This window comes from Deminuibacter soli (assembly GCF_003412455.1).
GTDB classification, from domain to species: Bacteria; Bacteroidota; Bacteroidia; order Chitinophagales; family Chitinophagaceae; genus Deminuibacter; species Deminuibacter soli.
This window is the reverse complement of sequence record NZ_QTJU01000009.1, coordinates 29,110-43,753: the sequence shown is the minus strand read 5'-3', so window position 1 is coordinate 43,753 and position 14,644 is coordinate 29,110. Positions and strand designations below refer to the sequence as shown.

General features: G+C 45.5%; 13 protein-coding genes. 11 read left to right on the top strand and 2 right to left on the bottom strand.

Translation table 11 applies throughout. The features are described 5' to 3' along the window. The first annotated feature begins 222 nt into the window (after window positions 1–222). The 5 genes from DXN05_RS19535 to DXN05_RS19515 all read left to right on the top strand — a co-directional run bounded on the left by DXN05_RS19535 (window position 223) and on the right by DXN05_RS19515 (window position 4,162). Window positions 223–702, top strand: coding sequence for a hypothetical protein (locus DXN05_RS19535; RefSeq protein WP_116848980.1), 480 nt, complete (start codon window positions 223–225; stop codon window positions 700–702). A 309-nt stretch (window positions 703–1,011) separates the two neighbouring features. Further along, entirely contained in the window at window positions 1,012–1,833 is an 822-nt protein-coding gene (locus DXN05_RS19530; RefSeq protein ID WP_116848979.1) for an alpha/beta fold hydrolase, read from the top strand. Between the two features lie 142 nt (window positions 1,834–1,975). After that, window positions 1,976–2,398 carry a PepSY-like domain-containing protein gene (locus tag DXN05_RS19525; RefSeq protein ID WP_116848978.1) on the top strand — a complete coding sequence of 141 codons (423 nt, stop codon included), beginning with the start codon at window positions 1,976–1,978 and terminating at the stop codon, window positions 2,396–2,398. An 11-nt stretch (window positions 2,399–2,409) separates the two neighbouring features. Next, window positions 2,410–3,600: a DUF6443 domain-containing protein gene (locus DXN05_RS19520; protein WP_147313999.1), complete on the top strand. Its 1,191-nt coding sequence runs from the start codon at window positions 2,410–2,412 to the stop codon at window positions 3,598–3,600. A gap of 10 nt (window positions 3,601–3,610) precedes the next feature. Further along, on the top strand, window positions 3,611–4,162 hold the full coding sequence (locus DXN05_RS19515; protein ID WP_116848976.1) for a hypothetical protein: 552 nt from the start codon (window positions 3,611–3,613) through the stop codon (window positions 4,160–4,162). A 120-nt stretch (window positions 4,163–4,282) separates the two neighbouring features. Here DXN05_RS19515 and DXN05_RS19510 read toward each other — a convergent pair whose 3' ends face one another. Beyond that, complete coding sequence (locus DXN05_RS19510) at window positions 4,283–4,612, bottom strand: ArsR/SmtB family transcription factor (protein ID WP_116848975.1); 330 nt, start codon at window positions 4,610–4,612, stop codon at window positions 4,283–4,285. After that, window positions 4,593–5,045 (bottom strand): SRPBCC family protein, encoded by a 453-nt coding sequence (locus DXN05_RS19505; protein WP_116848974.1) that lies wholly within the window; start codon window positions 5,043–5,045, stop codon window positions 4,593–4,595. Before DXN05_RS19505 ends, DXN05_RS19510 begins: the two co-directional genes overlap by 20 nt. 281 nt (window positions 5,046–5,326) lie before the next feature. Here DXN05_RS19505 and DXN05_RS19500 point away from each other — a divergent pair, with 281 nt between their 5' ends. From DXN05_RS19500 to DXN05_RS19475, 6 genes are all read left to right on the top strand, one after another. Continuing rightward, window positions 5,327–5,917: a Crp/Fnr family transcriptional regulator gene (locus DXN05_RS19500; RefSeq protein ID WP_116848973.1), complete on the top strand. Its 591-nt coding sequence runs from the start codon at window positions 5,327–5,329 to the stop codon at window positions 5,915–5,917. Between the two features lie 60 nt (window positions 5,918–5,977). Beyond that, window positions 5,978–6,949 (top strand): quinone oxidoreductase family protein, encoded by a 972-nt coding sequence (locus DXN05_RS19495; RefSeq protein WP_116848972.1) that lies wholly within the window; start codon window positions 5,978–5,980, stop codon window positions 6,947–6,949. 131 nt (window positions 6,950–7,080) lie between these two features. Further along, complete coding sequence (locus DXN05_RS19490; protein ID WP_116848971.1) at window positions 7,081–8,145, top strand: FecR family protein; 1,065 nt, start codon at window positions 7,081–7,083, stop codon at window positions 8,143–8,145. 201 nt (window positions 8,146–8,346) lie between these two features. Further along, window positions 8,347–11,907 carry a TonB-dependent receptor gene (locus DXN05_RS19485; RefSeq protein ID WP_158559351.1) on the top strand — a complete coding sequence of 1,187 codons (3,561 nt, stop codon included), beginning with the start codon at window positions 8,347–8,349 and terminating at the stop codon, window positions 11,905–11,907. A 39-nt stretch (window positions 11,908–11,946) separates the two neighbouring features. Continuing rightward, window positions 11,947–13,458 (top strand): RagB/SusD family nutrient uptake outer membrane protein, encoded by a 1,512-nt coding sequence (locus DXN05_RS19480; protein ID WP_116848969.1) that lies wholly within the window; start codon window positions 11,947–11,949, stop codon window positions 13,456–13,458. A gap of 69 nt (window positions 13,459–13,527) precedes the next feature. Then, the gene (locus tag DXN05_RS19475; RefSeq protein ID WP_158559349.1) at window positions 13,528–14,634 is read left to right on the top strand and encodes an endo-1,4-beta-xylanase; all 1,107 of its coding nucleotides are present in this window, start codon (window positions 13,528–13,530) and stop codon (window positions 14,632–14,634) included. Window positions 14,635–14,644 lie beyond the last annotated feature (10 nt).

Genomic DNA, 14,644 nt, shown 5'->3' with positions numbered 1-14,644 from the left:
GTATAATACAAAAGCCTTCCGCACCCGGAAGGCTTTTGTATAAATAGCTGTTGTGCTTTATTACCGCTTGTTTACAAACCCGGCTTTCATTTCAGAGTATTAAGCAAAGATAAATGTATACACCGGGTGTTGGAGCACTGTCCTGTACTGTCGGTGTGCCCGGCATGTTTGCTTTGAAGAATTTACTTATCTTTAGTTTTATCACATCACAAAAACAATATAATGAGATCCACTTTCCTGGTTGCTGCTACCTTACTAACGCTTTGCTCGTGCAACAACAACACTTCAACCACCAACACGGCTGCAACCGGTTCTACTGCACAAAAGGAAGCCCTGACAGGCACGTATAAACTGGTGTCCAGCACCATCCAGGTAAAAGGCGATACAGCCCAACCGCTGCCGCTGCAAAACCAGGAGATGATCAAGATATTTAACGGCAGCCATTTTGCTTTTTTCAGGCACGATCTCTCGCAGGGTAAAGGTGCCAACGCCATCTACGATTCAGGTGGCGGCACCTACACTTTAACAGGTGATCAATACACTGAACACCTGGTGTATTGCGGGGGCCGGGAATGGGAGAACCATGACTTCAATTTTACACTTACACGCCATGCGGACAGCCTTATTCAAAAGGGCGTGGAAAAACTCGACAGCCTGCATATTGAGCGGGAGATTGTGGAGACTTATGTAAAAGTGCAATAATGTTCATACGAAATTAACGGGCATTTTTTGCCTGTTTCGCATAAGCCTGTAACGCGACCGTTACAGGCTTATTTATTTAATGCAGCCGTCAACTTATTCCGGGTTGTTCCGTTAACAGTGCTGTTTATGCAGGTTGCATTTGTTGTCCGGATCAGCATATTTAATACTCAATTGAGCACAGTGTTACATGCGTTTCTGTATTAAATTATACCTTGGTTAAACATTCACCCGGGCAGCCCGGTACGGGTTATGCAACCCTTGAACAAATCTTGTCAAAGTATCGGTTAGTACATTATAAAACTCAACACTATGAGCACATTTACAGTAAAAGACGGCACCGAAATTTATTACAAAGACTGGGGAACAGGTCAGCCACTTGTTTTTCATCATGGCTGGCCTTTGTCAGCTGACGACTGGGATGCGCAAATGATCTTTTTCCTGGAAAAAGGCTACCGCGTTATCGCCATTGACCGCAGGGGACATGGCAGATCGAGCCAGACAGCTGTTGGCAATGAAATGGATACTTACGCTGCAGACGTTGCGGAAATCACCACAGCGCTGGATTTAAAAGATGCCATCCACATCGGTCACTCAACAGGTGGTGGCGAAGTAATCCGTTATGTAGCCAAACACGGCAAGGGCCGCGTAGCCAAAGCCGTGCTGATCAGCGCGGTTACACCACTGATGGCGCAGGGGCCCGCCAATCCTGATGGCGTTCCCATTTCTGTGTTTGATGATATCCGTTTAAACACTGCAACGCAGCGTTCGCAGTTTTACCAGGATATCACGCTGCCTTTTTACGGCTACAACCGCGAAGGTGCAAAAGTATCACAAGGCGTAAGAGACAATTGGTGGCGCCAGGGCATGATGGGTGGCATCAAAGCTCATTATGATTGTATCAAAGCCTTTTCTGAAACAGACTTTACCGAAGACCTGAAAAGCGTTGACGTTCCTGTGCTGGTAATGCATGGCGAAGACGACCAGATTGTGCCTTATCATGTTTCGGCTCCTAAAGCAGTAAAACTGTTGAAAAACGGGCAACTGATTTCGTACCCGGGTTTCCCGCACGGCATGCCCACTACAGAAGCTGCAACCATCAATAAAGATTTACTGGCCTTTATTCAGTCTTAAACGCAGCCTTAGCAGATAGTTCAAAGCCATGAAAGTTCGCTTTCATGGCTTTTGATTTTAATGATGTTTACTGCACTACAGAAAATATCCAGAATCGGGTAATAGGTTTGATGGTATTGATAACAATTTAAACCTGTAAGTAATGAAACCGTTGATGCTCGTGTTAGTTTCGGGACTGTTTATAACAACCCTGTCTGCACAAAAAAAAGAAGCAACACCTGTTGCTGCCCAGGCTGCATTTCAGAAAGCTTACCCCGGTGCTACCAAAGTGAAATGGGGTAGGGAAGATGCGGACTATGAGGTGAATTTTACCGCCGGCGGCAAGGAGCTGTCAGCCGTGTACGATGCTTCGGGAACATTGAAAGAAACGGAAGAGGACATAAGAACTGCTGAACTGCCCGCACCTGTTGCCGCCTACATCAAACAGCATTACAAGGGTGCTTCCATTAAAGAAGCTGCGAAAATAACCAGGGCAGGAGGGGAAGTAAACTACGAAGCCGAAGTAAATAAAACAGATTTGATTTTTGATAAGGAGGGTAATTTTATTAAGGCTGTAAAGGATTAAGTGAATACTGCTTGTCTAAAACTACACAGTATTATGATGAGCTTGGGAGGCTTATGCAAACTGTTGCATGGCAAAATTTACCGGGCAAGCATGATGGGATTATTCCGGTTGCCTATGATGAGTACGGATGTGAGCAATACAAAATGTTACCTTATGCAGATCAAGGTTCTAATGATGGGACTTTTAAAGGAAGTGCATTTACAGATCAGGAAGAGGGGCGTGTTCGCGTATTGTGGGATGGTACAGGTAATGCTACAGGATATGCCTATGATTATTTTCTAAAAGATCACTTAGGTAATGTGCGTACTGTATTTATCGATGAGAAAAACAGCCAGCGTTATTTGGCTACCGTAGAACCGCAGTATCGTACTACCGAGCAGAAATTATTTAGTAATCAATTAATACAAACTACCAGAAGTAAAAGCGAAATTCCGGGGTTTGACAACGATCCTAATAATACTGCCATTACTTGGTTGAAAAACGACGGGTCAGATGGTTCTCCGAAAATTGGTCCGGGTATTTTGTTGAAGGTAATGGCAGGTGATCAGATAGTTATATCTGCGCAGGCCTGGTATCGCAACCAGGATCACCAACCAGCCAATAACGAACTTGTTAATAATCTTGCATCACAGGTAGTTAATCTTTTTACGGGAGAGGTGGCCGGTGCTGGTGGACATTTTAATACAAGCAATCTCGGAAGTGGTACAGGTAGCCTGTTAAACGCACCGATACAGGAATTTGTAAACTCAGAAACTACGGATGACAGTCGGCCAAAGGCATACTTGAACTGGATTATGTTGGATGAGGAACTACTGACCAAACAAAGTATCAGTAGTTATATACAAATTCCGGTGATAGGCGCCAACGAAAACTATAAAGTGCTTCAGTCTGGTAATCTTACCATGCCGGTAAATGGGTATATTTACATTTACGAAAGCAATGTGAGTAATACAGGAGTAGCATTTGATAATTTGAGCATTACTCATACACCAGGTCCATTGCTTGAAGAAACGCATTATTATCCATTTGGCTTGGCAATGGCGGGAATAAGTAGCAAAGCTGCAACTAAATTATCGAATAGGTTTAAGTACAATGGCAAAGAGTTACAAAATAACGAGTTTAGTGACGGGGGAGGGCTGGAATTATATGATTATGGGGCAAGGATGTATATACACGTGACCGTCCAAGGGTTGGACTTTTAAACCAAAAAAAATGAAAAAAAATAGTAAATATTACATAAGTCTAACTGCCCTGCTCTTAGCACTGATGCTGATAAGCAGTGTTGGTTGCTATGCACAATCCGATAGCCTGCAAAAACTGGCTTATTCTGTCGTTCAAAAAGAAAGAATTGATACAACTGCCGATTTTTATGATGCTTTTTCCCGTCTGGGGAAAAGCATCATCCCATATCTTATCGAGGTGATTGATAAAAAGCAAACTGGCCTTTTAGGTTACCAAGATCCGTTGTCTTCGAGAATATATCCTTTTATCATTAATAATTATGTTGGTATAAGAGCAGCTTATATTATTGAACATATTCTTGCAAACACTGAAAAAGATAGGTTGTTTAATTATTGTGTTATTCTGAGAGTGCTTAGGGAAAAACCTATTATGGATTCATTGACTATTGAGGATATGGTAGCGATCAAGAAAATTTATATGAATTGGTGGCAAACAAATAGATTGAAACCAATGGAAGAGCTTTCGAAAGATTGGTCAAACAATAAAAGGCCTTTGTCAAATTCCATTTATGTTTGGAAATAACAATATAAATGATGAAAAAAGTGGCTATGGCTTGAGCTATCAAGTAAGCATTATACTGAAGTTGCTATTATTGGTAATTCACGAAGGGGAATGCAAATGTGAGGTATCGGAAATGATACGCTACTTCTTCCCACCACTCTTACTATTTAGCAACATCTCCAGCTTATTCATCTTCGATTTCCAGAAGCCGTCAAAGAAATCAATCCATTCCTGCAGGTTGTTAAACCCGTCCTGCTTCAGTGTGCAATAGCGTTCCCGCCCAATGTCTTCAATGGAAATAAAGCCGGCGTATTCAAGTATTTTTATGTGTTTCGAAACCGCCGGGCGGCTCATATCAAAGTTTTCAGCAAGTGCATTAATGGTAAGCCGCTCTTTGGATAAGAGCTTTAATATTTGCCTTCTGCTGGGATCTGAAATGGCCTGGAAAGCGTCAAACGTTTGCGGCGCCATGTGTTGCATCGTTTAAAAGTACAGCGATCTTTTGTATGTTTTTCATCCAGCCGTCTGTCATGGCTGCGTACAATTTCAGGTTGGCAATTTCCTTAAAGCCGCTGTGTACCAGTTGCAGTTCTGTTCCGTTGTCTTTCTCAACCAGGGTCCAGGTAACAATCGAATCAACCGATATCCTGCCTTCACCCGGCCCTGATTTCCATGAATAGACCAGCTTTTTGTAAGGTACTATTTCCAGCACCTTGCAATAAACATGTCCGTCAAAATCAAGATCAGGATACGCCTTGGTGGTAAACTGGAAATCATGCCACAATACAGGCTGAAAGTCATTCGGCATCAGCCACTGCGCCATCAGTTCGGCATTGGTCAAATACTCCCACACCGCCTCCGGCTTGTGGTTGAAGAACAGCTTCTGCTCAATACTTTTAGTCATTGTGTGGCTTTTAGGTGATTCAAATATATGAGTAACTATTAAGTTACGCAAGCGTTTCCCGGAAAAAAGGGTTAGGGAGCAAGGCTCCCGGCGAAATACAGGTTGCGCAGGGTAAATGGCATTATTTATCTTTGCCCTTCAAATTGGCCGTTCATATCATAACTATTCCGGAATGCGCATAAAATATAGTGTACCTGTTGTTGTTAAAAAATGCAGTGTTAAGCGAAGCCGTGGAGCAGTTTAATGCCGCCAATGGGTTGTAAGCAATTAATACCATCACTTTGATTGTTACATTAACAAAACGCTTTCCGCATCTTGCCCCGTTGCTGGAAAAGTATGCGGCGCAACAGCAGCGGCTGGAGTATCCTGCCAAAACTATCCTGTTGCACGAGGGTAAGGTGGCGCAGCATTACTATTTTGTTGAACAGGGCTGCCTTCGTGTATGGTTCAATAATAACGGGAAAGATACCACCGTGCAGTTCTTCTTTGAAAACGAAGGGGTGGCGTCTATCGAAAGTTTCAGGAAGAACATACCCAGTATATTCACCATTGAAACCGTTGAACCCACTACCGTACAGGTGTTGCCCAAGAAGGTCTTCAACGAGTTGATCAATAACCCGGAAGGCCACCCTTATTTCCTGCAGGCGCTGATCGATTTTTCGTTTGAACGGCAGCAGCATTATATGAATGAATTCCTGTCCCGTATCCGGGACACACCGGAGCAGCGTTACAGCAACCTGCTCAACGATCGGCCGCATATTGTGCAGCGTGTGGCACAGCATTACATTGCTTCTTACCTTGGCATTACTTCCGTACACCTAAGCCGTATTAAAAACAAGCTGGCACAGAAAAAGAAATCCGGCCGCATTTGATAACAAATGTTATCGTGCGTCCCTGCATGCAGGTTCTACCTTTGGTGAAAAGAAACAAACATGAAAGCAGCCGTATTATACAGCGGGGCAACAGCACCGCAATATGCAGATGTTGCCGAGCCGGTGCCGCAGCATGCAGGTGAGGTGCTGGTGCCGGTAAAAGCAGTCGCACTCAAACATTTTGATAAAAGCAGGGTCAAAGGCACCCATTATTCTTCTTCAGCTGATGTACAGCATGCCAGGATTATCGGCGGCGATGGCGTTTGCCTGCTGGCAGATGGCACGCGTGTATACGCCCTTGGCAACGGCGGGATGATGGCAGAAAAGGCCATCGTGGAACGTGACAGGATAGTGCCGGTACCTGCCGCACTGGATGATAGTATGGCGGCTGCATTGCCCAATGCGGTGATAGGATCTGCCATGGCACTGCGTTTCAGGGCAGGCATTGAGCCTGGTGATACAGTACTGGTAAATGGTGCCACCGGTTTTACAGGCAGGGTAGCCGTGCAGGTGGCCCGGCAGTATGGCGCCGGTAAAATCATCGCCACAGGCAGAAATGAGCAGTCTTTACAGGAATTACTGAACCTGGGCGCAGATGAAATCATCAGCCTGCAGCAAAGCGATGAAGCTGTTAGTGCACAATTGCGGCAGCTGCACCGTGTTACACCGGTTCATATAATCATCGATTATTTATGGGGCCATACGGCAGAACTGATATTGGGGGTGCTGCAGGGAAATGGTGCATTTACGCAGCGCACCCGGTTTGTGTCGGTGGGGGCTATGGGCGGCGACCTGCTGCAGCTTTCTGCTGCCAACCTGCGCAGTGTTGATCTGCAACTCTCCGGTTCAGGGCTTGGCAGCTGGACTAAAAGCCAGGTTGGCCAGTTCTTTTCAAACATTCTTCCCGAAATGTTCGGGTTGGCAGCTGCAGGAAAACTGCAGATTAAAACCACCAATGTAGCCCTGGCTGATATTGAAAACCTGTGGGATGTGCAGGTGCCCGATGGCGGCAGACTGGTTGTGCAGGTATAATACTGGCCGGTTTTATATGAATCATTGTTTTAATGCCAGGTAAGCGGAAGCATTATCTAAAAAAATATCCTGTTGAACAATAGGGGTAAAATTGCAAACCGGCGTATTTGTATAATATACACCGGACAACAATGGACAATGCACTATTGACACGCTTTTTTGATAATCAATGCACAAAAGCGGAAAGACAGGAAATCATTGAATGGATGCTTGAACCCTCCAACAACACTGCAGTGAAATTGTGGATGGAGGAACACTGGTATTTTTTCAGCGACGATGAAGACATGGAAGAGCCGGAGCTGGACAAGGTTTGGATGAACCTGCAGGAAAGCCTGGCAGAAGAACTGCAACCCGGCATACCCGTGCAAACCGTGCATTCCCCGTTGTTTGTGCTGCGCAGGCGGGTAATATGGGCTGCTGCCTCGCTGGTATTGCTGGTGGGCAGCTATTTTATCTATAACAGTTACCGGCAAAACAATATAGATATAGCTTCCATTGAAAATAACGGGTACACACAACTGAAGAATGAAACAGCTGCAGACAAGCAGTATACGCTGGCAGATGGTTCGGCTGTAACGCTGAAACCGGCTGCCAGTTTGTATATTCCCGCCAGTTTTAAGGCCGATAAAAGAGAAGCCTACCTTACCGGCGAAGCTTTTTTCAATATTGCCAAAGATGCCAACCGCCCGTTTTATGTTTACTATAAAAACCTGGTGACCCATGTACTGGGTACCAGCTTTTTTATTAAAGCCAATGCCGGCGACGATGCAGTGGAAGTAAACGTGCAAACCGGCAAGGTGGAAGTGTATGAAAAAAGAGGTAAAGATGCCGGCAGGCAAAACAATGGCGTGCTGCTTACACCTAACCAGAAAGTAACGTACTATACCGGCAGCAGGAAATTTGAAACCGCGGTAGCCGACAAACCCATGCCGGTACAGAAAGACACTGCGGTTGTACAGTCACAATTATCACTCACCTTCTCAGATGCGTTACTGCCAGATGTTGCAGCACGCCTTCAGCATATATACGGTATTGAAATAATGCTGGAAAACGACAATTTCAACAATTGCCTGTTTACCGGCGACCTGAAAGAAGAAAACCTGTACGAGGTGCTGGATATTATCTGCAAATCCCTTGGCGCCAGCTTTGAAATAAAGGGAACAAAAATTCTTATCAGGGGAAAAGGTTGCTACTAATGAGTTACACCGCCATTGATCATGTAAATGCACTGCTTATGAACTAATATGTTATGTCGTAAAAAAAATTAGCCGGAATGCTGCAACATCCCGGCCATTGCTGTCTTGCGACAAGATTTTACCCGCTTTGCGATTATTAAACGAATAAAACCATGTGAATTTATGAAAATTAAGCAATTTATTGCTTCAATACTGCTTGCAATGAGAATAACGTTCCAGCAAATAATGATTGCCTTGCTGTTTACCTTTACTGCTTTTGCACATACTTCGGCGCAGGAAGTATTGCAGAAAAAAATATCTGTCTCCTTTACAGAAACGTCGCTTGATAAGGTGATTGCTTCCATACAGGCACAAACAGATGTGCAGTTTTACTACAGCTCCAATACCATTAACGCCCGGAGAAAGGTAACCGTACAGCTCAGCAAAGAGCGGCTGGCGGATGTACTTTATAAAATACTGCAGCCACTGCAGATCGGCTACAAGGTGTTGAATAACAAAATTGTGCTGTATAAAAGCGACAACGATTCGTCGGCAGCACCACAACCTGCCAACCTGCCCGAAAGCGGGTTTGTGTTTACGCCCGTGCGAACGAAAATCATCGGAACGGTGGTGGATGACAAGGATCAGCCCATATCAGGTGTGAGCGTAATGATTATGGGCACCAGCACCGGGGTGGTAACCGATGTGAAGGGCCGGTTTGAAATAACAGTCAACGATAAAAACAATACCGTGCTGGTTTTTAAATATACCGGGTACAAGGAAGAAGAGGTACCGGTAAACGGCAGGGAAGAGCTGTCTGTTAAACTGCAGGCGGTGTCAAAACAACTTACCGATATCGTGGTGATTGGTTTTGGCGAAAAAAAGAAAGGTGATGTAACTTCTGCAGTATCTACCGTAGGAGCTAAAGAAATCAGTAAAAGCGTTGCCCCCAGCTTTGAACAGGCCATGCAGGGCAGAATGACGGGTGTTCAGGTGTCTTCACCGGGTGGTAGTCCGTACAACAGGCCCGTGGTACGCATCAGGGGTGTGAGCACCTTTGGTTCGGGTATTGCAGATCCGTTGTACGTGGTAGACGGCGTGCCCCTGAGCGAAGGCTACAGCGGCTCGGATGCACAGTATGGCAGCCGCGAATCTGACGTGCGTGGCCGCGTAAACGTACTGTCTATGTTTAACCCCGGCGATATTGAATCCATCTCCGTGCTGAAAGATGCTGCCGCCGCTGCCGTGTACGGTGCAAGGGCAGGTAATGGGGTTATCCTCATCACCACCAAAAAGGGCAAAAGCGGTAAGGCGAAAATTGAAATATCCACTGTTACAGGTATTTCAAATGCCATCAAAAAATACAAACTGCTGAATACACAGCAATACACGGCACTGGCACAGGAAGCCATTGCCAACAGCGGCATTAAGCTGGATACAGATACCCTGTTTGATGCAACACATGCATCTTACGTGGGCAACAAGCCAACGTACGACTGGCAAACACCTCTGCTGAACAAGAATGCACTTACACAGGATTATAACCTGCGTGTATCAGGCGCTTTTGACGGAACGGATTATTACCTTTCCGGCGGATACAATAAAACAGAAGGTGCATATCATCTCAACGACCTGGAGCGCTACAGCTTTGCAGGCAACCTCAATAAAAAACTGGGCAAGTACATTGCCACCGGTGTTAACTACCGTGGTGTGTACCAGAAAACAAACGACAGTTATTACAACGACCTGTTTTATTCGGCGTCTGCATCGCCCTGGCAGCCTATCTACGACGCGTCCAATAAATATGGCTATGCTCCCACGGTGGATGCAACGTTTGTACCCAACCCGGACTATTCATCTACAGGAGCCAGTTTAAGCGCTCCCTATATGTTCGACCGCCAGCAATTGTTGTATGGTACACAAACACACAGCAACACATTTGCCGAGCAGCAGATCAATGCCTCTAACTATTCAATGGTGCGTAATTTCGGCAATGCCTATTTCCAGGTAGAACCCATTACCAACCTGAAAATAAAAGCCTCACTGGGTATTGACTGGTATAACAACGTACGCAAAAACTGGACAGGGTTCGACAGCTACCTGTTTTCACAGGCGCCGCAAAACCCTTACCTCGGCGGGCCCAATACCCGCGGGCAGATTGGTATCGTGAATTCCACCAATTTCAATATTGTGCAGGACCTGTCGGCCACTTACAACAAAACGTTTGGCAAACACAACATCGACCTGCTGTTTGATGCGTCTTACCAGAAAACCAGCTTCTCGTATAACTATACCAGCAGCAAACAAGCCAATTCAGACGACCCCAAAACACGGTTCATCCTGCAGAACATCGATCCGCGTGCATTGTCTGTTGAAACCTACCAGAAAGACAATGCCATCATCGGTTATCTCGGCAGGATCAGTTATAACTACAACGGCAAATATTACATTGACGGAACCCTGCGCCGTGACGGTTCATCCCGTTTTGCGCCGGAGAACAGGTGGGGTACTTTCCCGGGCGTATCGGCCATGTGGAAAATATCCCGTGAATCATTCATGGAAAATAGCAGTTTTATCAATGACCTGAGCATCCGGGGCAGCTGGGGTACAGTAGGTAACCAGGAGATCAGCAATGACTATGCTTTCCTGTCAACTATCTCGCCTTATCCTTTTTACTCTTTTGGTTCAGGCAATGGCAATGGTAATGGCTCTGTAGTCAATTCCGTATCGCTGAACGATTTTCCTAACCGCAGGCTTACCTGGGAAAAAGATGAAACAAAAGACATCGGCGTAAATATGCTGCTGTTCAATAAGCTTACATTATCGTTTGACTATTACAACAAACTCACCAAAGGTATCCTGCAAACCACACCGCTGCCATTGAGCGTGGGTAATCTTAACCCGGCACTGACGAATGTGTGTAATGTAAGAAATGCGGGTATCGAAATTGAAGCTGCCTACAACAGTTATATCAATAAAGTGCATTACAACGTATTCGGCAATATCACTACCAACAAAAACACGGTGACCAAAACTTACAGCGACCTGCCGGTACGCAAGGGTTTGGGCGGAAGCAATATTTCGGTGGGCAAGCCGGTAAATTACTTTCTCGGTTACCAGGTAGGTGGCATGTTACAAAGCAAAAAAGATGTAGCCAACTATAAAACCAATGTGCTGAGTGATGACGGCTTTACTTCACAAAATTACCAGCCGGGTGACTACTTTTTCAACGATATTAACCACGATGGTAAAATTAGCGCAGACAGCGACCTGGTGTACCTGGGCAAACCCAACCCTGGGTATTATTACGGTTTTGGTTTTAATGCCGATTACAAGGGGTTTGATGTATCTGTGTTTTTCCAGGGGCAGGGTGATGTGCAGTTGTATAATTACGAAAAACAGTACCTGCTGAACCTGACCGGCAATGGCTCTAATTCCATTACTACCGTACTTGACCGCTGGACACCTGATCACACCAACACCGGTATTACCAGGGCTACACGTGGTGATGAAGGCGGTTCCAATGCGCGTTATTCCAATTTTTATGTGGAGAATGGCGCCTTTTTGCGTTTAAAAAATGTGCAGCTGGGTTATACGCTGCAGGGCAAAATACTGAAGTCTGCCACACCGTTTTTTAATACCATCCGGTTGTATGTAAGCGGTACCAATATTTTTACCATTACCAAATACACAGGTCTCGATCCTGAAGATGCCATTCTGCAAGGTGCCGTATTTACGCCACCCGTGCGCACATTTACTTTCGGCCTGAATGCTTCTTTTTAATATGAACCGGCGAGTGACCTGTAAAACAAATATGCTTGTATGAAAAATAAAATCGCATTATACCTTTTTCTTTTGTTATCAGCCACCACTGTACTGGTGTTGTCGTGCAATAAAAAGAAGCTGGATCTTTCTCCCTATACGCCAACAGAAGACAACTATTTTGCTTCTGAACAGGATTTTGTAAAAGGCGTGAACGGTGTATACGCCAAGCTTTCTGATTTTTACGCCTACAATATCAACAACTACCTGTCGCCCGTACGTTTGCTGATGGGTGATGATATTACCACAGACGGCAATTTCAGCGCCTACGAATCGTTCACCTTTACACCCACAGATGGTGTGCTGACCAATTATTATACCTATAGCTACCAGCTCATTAACAGGGCCAACACCATACTGGAGAAATTAAACACGGAAAAGGGCGTTTATATTACCCCGCATTTGAAAGACTATAACAAGGGCGAAGTGCTGTTTTTAAGAGGGATGACTTTCTTTAATCTCTGGAATCTCTTTGGCACTTCGCCTGTTATTACGCAGCGCATCCTTGACCTGGATCACGTAAACAGCCCATCTTCAGCAGGCACTGCGCTGCTGGATACGGCCATCTCCGATCTGAAGCAGGCAGCAGCGCTGCTGCCGCAATCCTGGTCTGCAACTGATCTTGGCCGCGCTACAAGCAATTCGGCAAACGGCTATCTTGGCAAAGCCCTTGTATTCAGGGCCACGGTTGCCAAAAATCAGCAGGACTATGCAGACGCCATTGCGGCCTTTAATAAAATACAGGGTGTGTCACTGGTCAATAAATTCACTGACAATTTCAGTTATGCTGCAGAAAACAACAGTGAATCGTTGTTCGAATACCAGGCAGGTGTTTCTGCTACAGACAATGTGTGGCTCACCAACGATTTCAATGGGCCTGATAAAACGTTCTCCGCTTACTGGGGCTTTTACAATAACCATTGGTCGTTATACGGCGCACCTGTTTACATTGCCACCAATAAGCTGAAGAAAGAATTTGAAACAGGCGACCCGCGTTTAACGCTGACCATGGATACAGCTACACGTTATATCCAGAAATATGTGGGTAACGGACTTGACCAGGTAACCAACAGCGGTGCGGGATCTTACAACAACCCGCGCATACTGCGTTATGCAGATGTGTTGCTGCTGAAAGCTGAAGCCATCCTGCAATCGGGAGGTGCCATAGCAGATGCTGTTGCGTTAATAAACCAGGTGCGCCAGCGTGCAAGAAACCAGCAACCCGGTGCAGTAGCCCCGGCAGACAGGGATATACAGCAAACAGACCGCAGCATGGCATTAAGCTGGCTGATGCATGAGCGTTTTGTTGAATTTGCAGGTGAAGAACTGATACGCTGGTTTGATATACGCCGCTGGTACCTGAATGGTAGTATGGGTGTTGATCTTACCAGCTTCGATTTCAGCACCAGCAGCACACAGAAAGTCAATTTCCAGAAACAGTATGTATTGCTGCCGATACCATCCGGTGAAATCAACAGCAATCCGAATGTTAAACAGAACAGCGGCTACTAAAACCTCCGTTGACTGAGGCTGGAACCGGCTTCAGTCAACGGTATGCTTCACTTTTCATACAATTGCCATATGAAACAAGTCTTCATTTATATACTTTTTACTGCACTTGCCTGTAAAAAAGACGCAGTGCAGAACGACCTGCTGAAACCCGCAGCAGGTGGTGAAACACTGCAAAGCATTGCAGCCATACCCATCGGCGCCTCTGTAAACCCCGGCGATTTAACCGGTACATTCGGGTATAAAAAAATAGTTGCGCAGGAGATGAGCAGCATCACTGCCGAGAATGTAATGAAATGGGGAAGCCTGCAGCCGAAACAGGATGATTTTGAATTTGCCGATGCAGATAAAATTGCGGCCTTTGCGCAATCCTACCAGAAACGGCTGCATGGGCACAACCTGTGCTGGTATACCGGTAACCCGGATTGGGTTAACAAGTTCCAGGGAGATGCAGCTGCGTGGGACAGTTTGCTGAAAACACATATTACCACAGTGGTATCGCATTTTAAAGGCCAGGCTGCTTCATGGGATGTGGTGAATGAAGCATTCCAGGATAATAATTCAGGAGACTACCGTAACCTGCAAACAGAAGCGAATAATGACGATGGTTGTATCTGGTATCGCCATATCGGTAAGGACTATGTGGCGCATGCGTTTCAATATGCGCATGCTGCTGACCCTGCGGCCATACTTTTTTACAATGACTACAACCAGGAAAAATTCACCAATAAACTCAAAGCCATACTGGATATGGTGGCCGATTTTAAAGCAAGAAATATTCCTATCGGGGGGCTGGGCTTACAAATGCATATCGACATCAGCACCAGCAACGACAGCATTGCAGCAGCATTAAAAGCATGTGCTGCCACCGGCTTAAAAATACATATCTCAGAACTGGATATTTGTGTAAATCTTACCTGGGATAAAACAGCAACCTACACAGCTGACCTGCAAAAAAAGCAGGCTGATAAATATGCTTTCGTAGTACAGCAGTACCTGCAATTAGTGCCCAAAGAACAACAATATGGCATCACCATGTGGAATGTAGGCGATGGCGACAGCTGGTGGAACCAGGCGCCCTTGCTGCGGCATGACTGGCCGCTGCTGTTTGATTCGGCCTATAAAAGAAAACCAGCTTATGATGCTTTTGCTGCAGCATTAAAAAACGGGAATAAATAATGATAAGGCA

Bases quoted from the DNA above. Each gene is read 5' to 3' on its own strand.
- DXN05_RS19535 (WP_116848980.1), top strand. From the start codon at position 223: ATGAGATCCACTTTCCTGGTTGCTGCTACCTTACTAACGCTTTGCTCG.
- DXN05_RS19530 (WP_116848979.1), top strand. From the start codon at position 1,012: ATGAGCACATTTACAGTAAAAGACGGCACCGAAATTTATTACAAAGAC.
- DXN05_RS19525 (WP_116848978.1), top strand. From the start codon at position 1,976: ATGAAACCGTTGATGCTCGTGTTAGTTTCGGGACTGTTTATAACAACC.
- DXN05_RS19515 (WP_116848976.1), top strand. From the start codon at position 3,611: ATGAAAAAAAATAGTAAATATTACATAAGTCTAACTGCCCTGCTCTTA.
- DXN05_RS19510 (WP_116848975.1), bottom strand. From the start codon at position 4,612: ATGGCGCCGCAAACGTTTGACGCTTTCCAGGCCATTTCAGATCCCAGC.
- DXN05_RS19505 (WP_116848974.1), bottom strand. From the start codon at position 5,045: ATGACTAAAAGTATTGAGCAGAAGCTGTTCTTCAACCACAAGCCGGAG.
- DXN05_RS19495 (WP_116848972.1), top strand. From the start codon at position 5,978: ATGAAAGCAGCCGTATTATACAGCGGGGCAACAGCACCGCAATATGCA.
- DXN05_RS19490 (WP_116848971.1), top strand. From the start codon at position 7,081: ATGGACAATGCACTATTGACACGCTTTTTTGATAATCAATGCACAAAA.
- DXN05_RS19485 (WP_158559351.1), top strand. From the start codon at position 8,347: ATGAGAATAACGTTCCAGCAAATAATGATTGCCTTGCTGTTTACCTTT.
- DXN05_RS19480 (WP_116848969.1), top strand. From the start codon at position 11,947: ATGAAAAATAAAATCGCATTATACCTTTTTCTTTTGTTATCAGCCACC.
- DXN05_RS19475 (WP_158559349.1), top strand. From the start codon at position 13,528: ATGAAACAAGTCTTCATTTATATACTTTTTACTGCACTTGCCTGTAAA.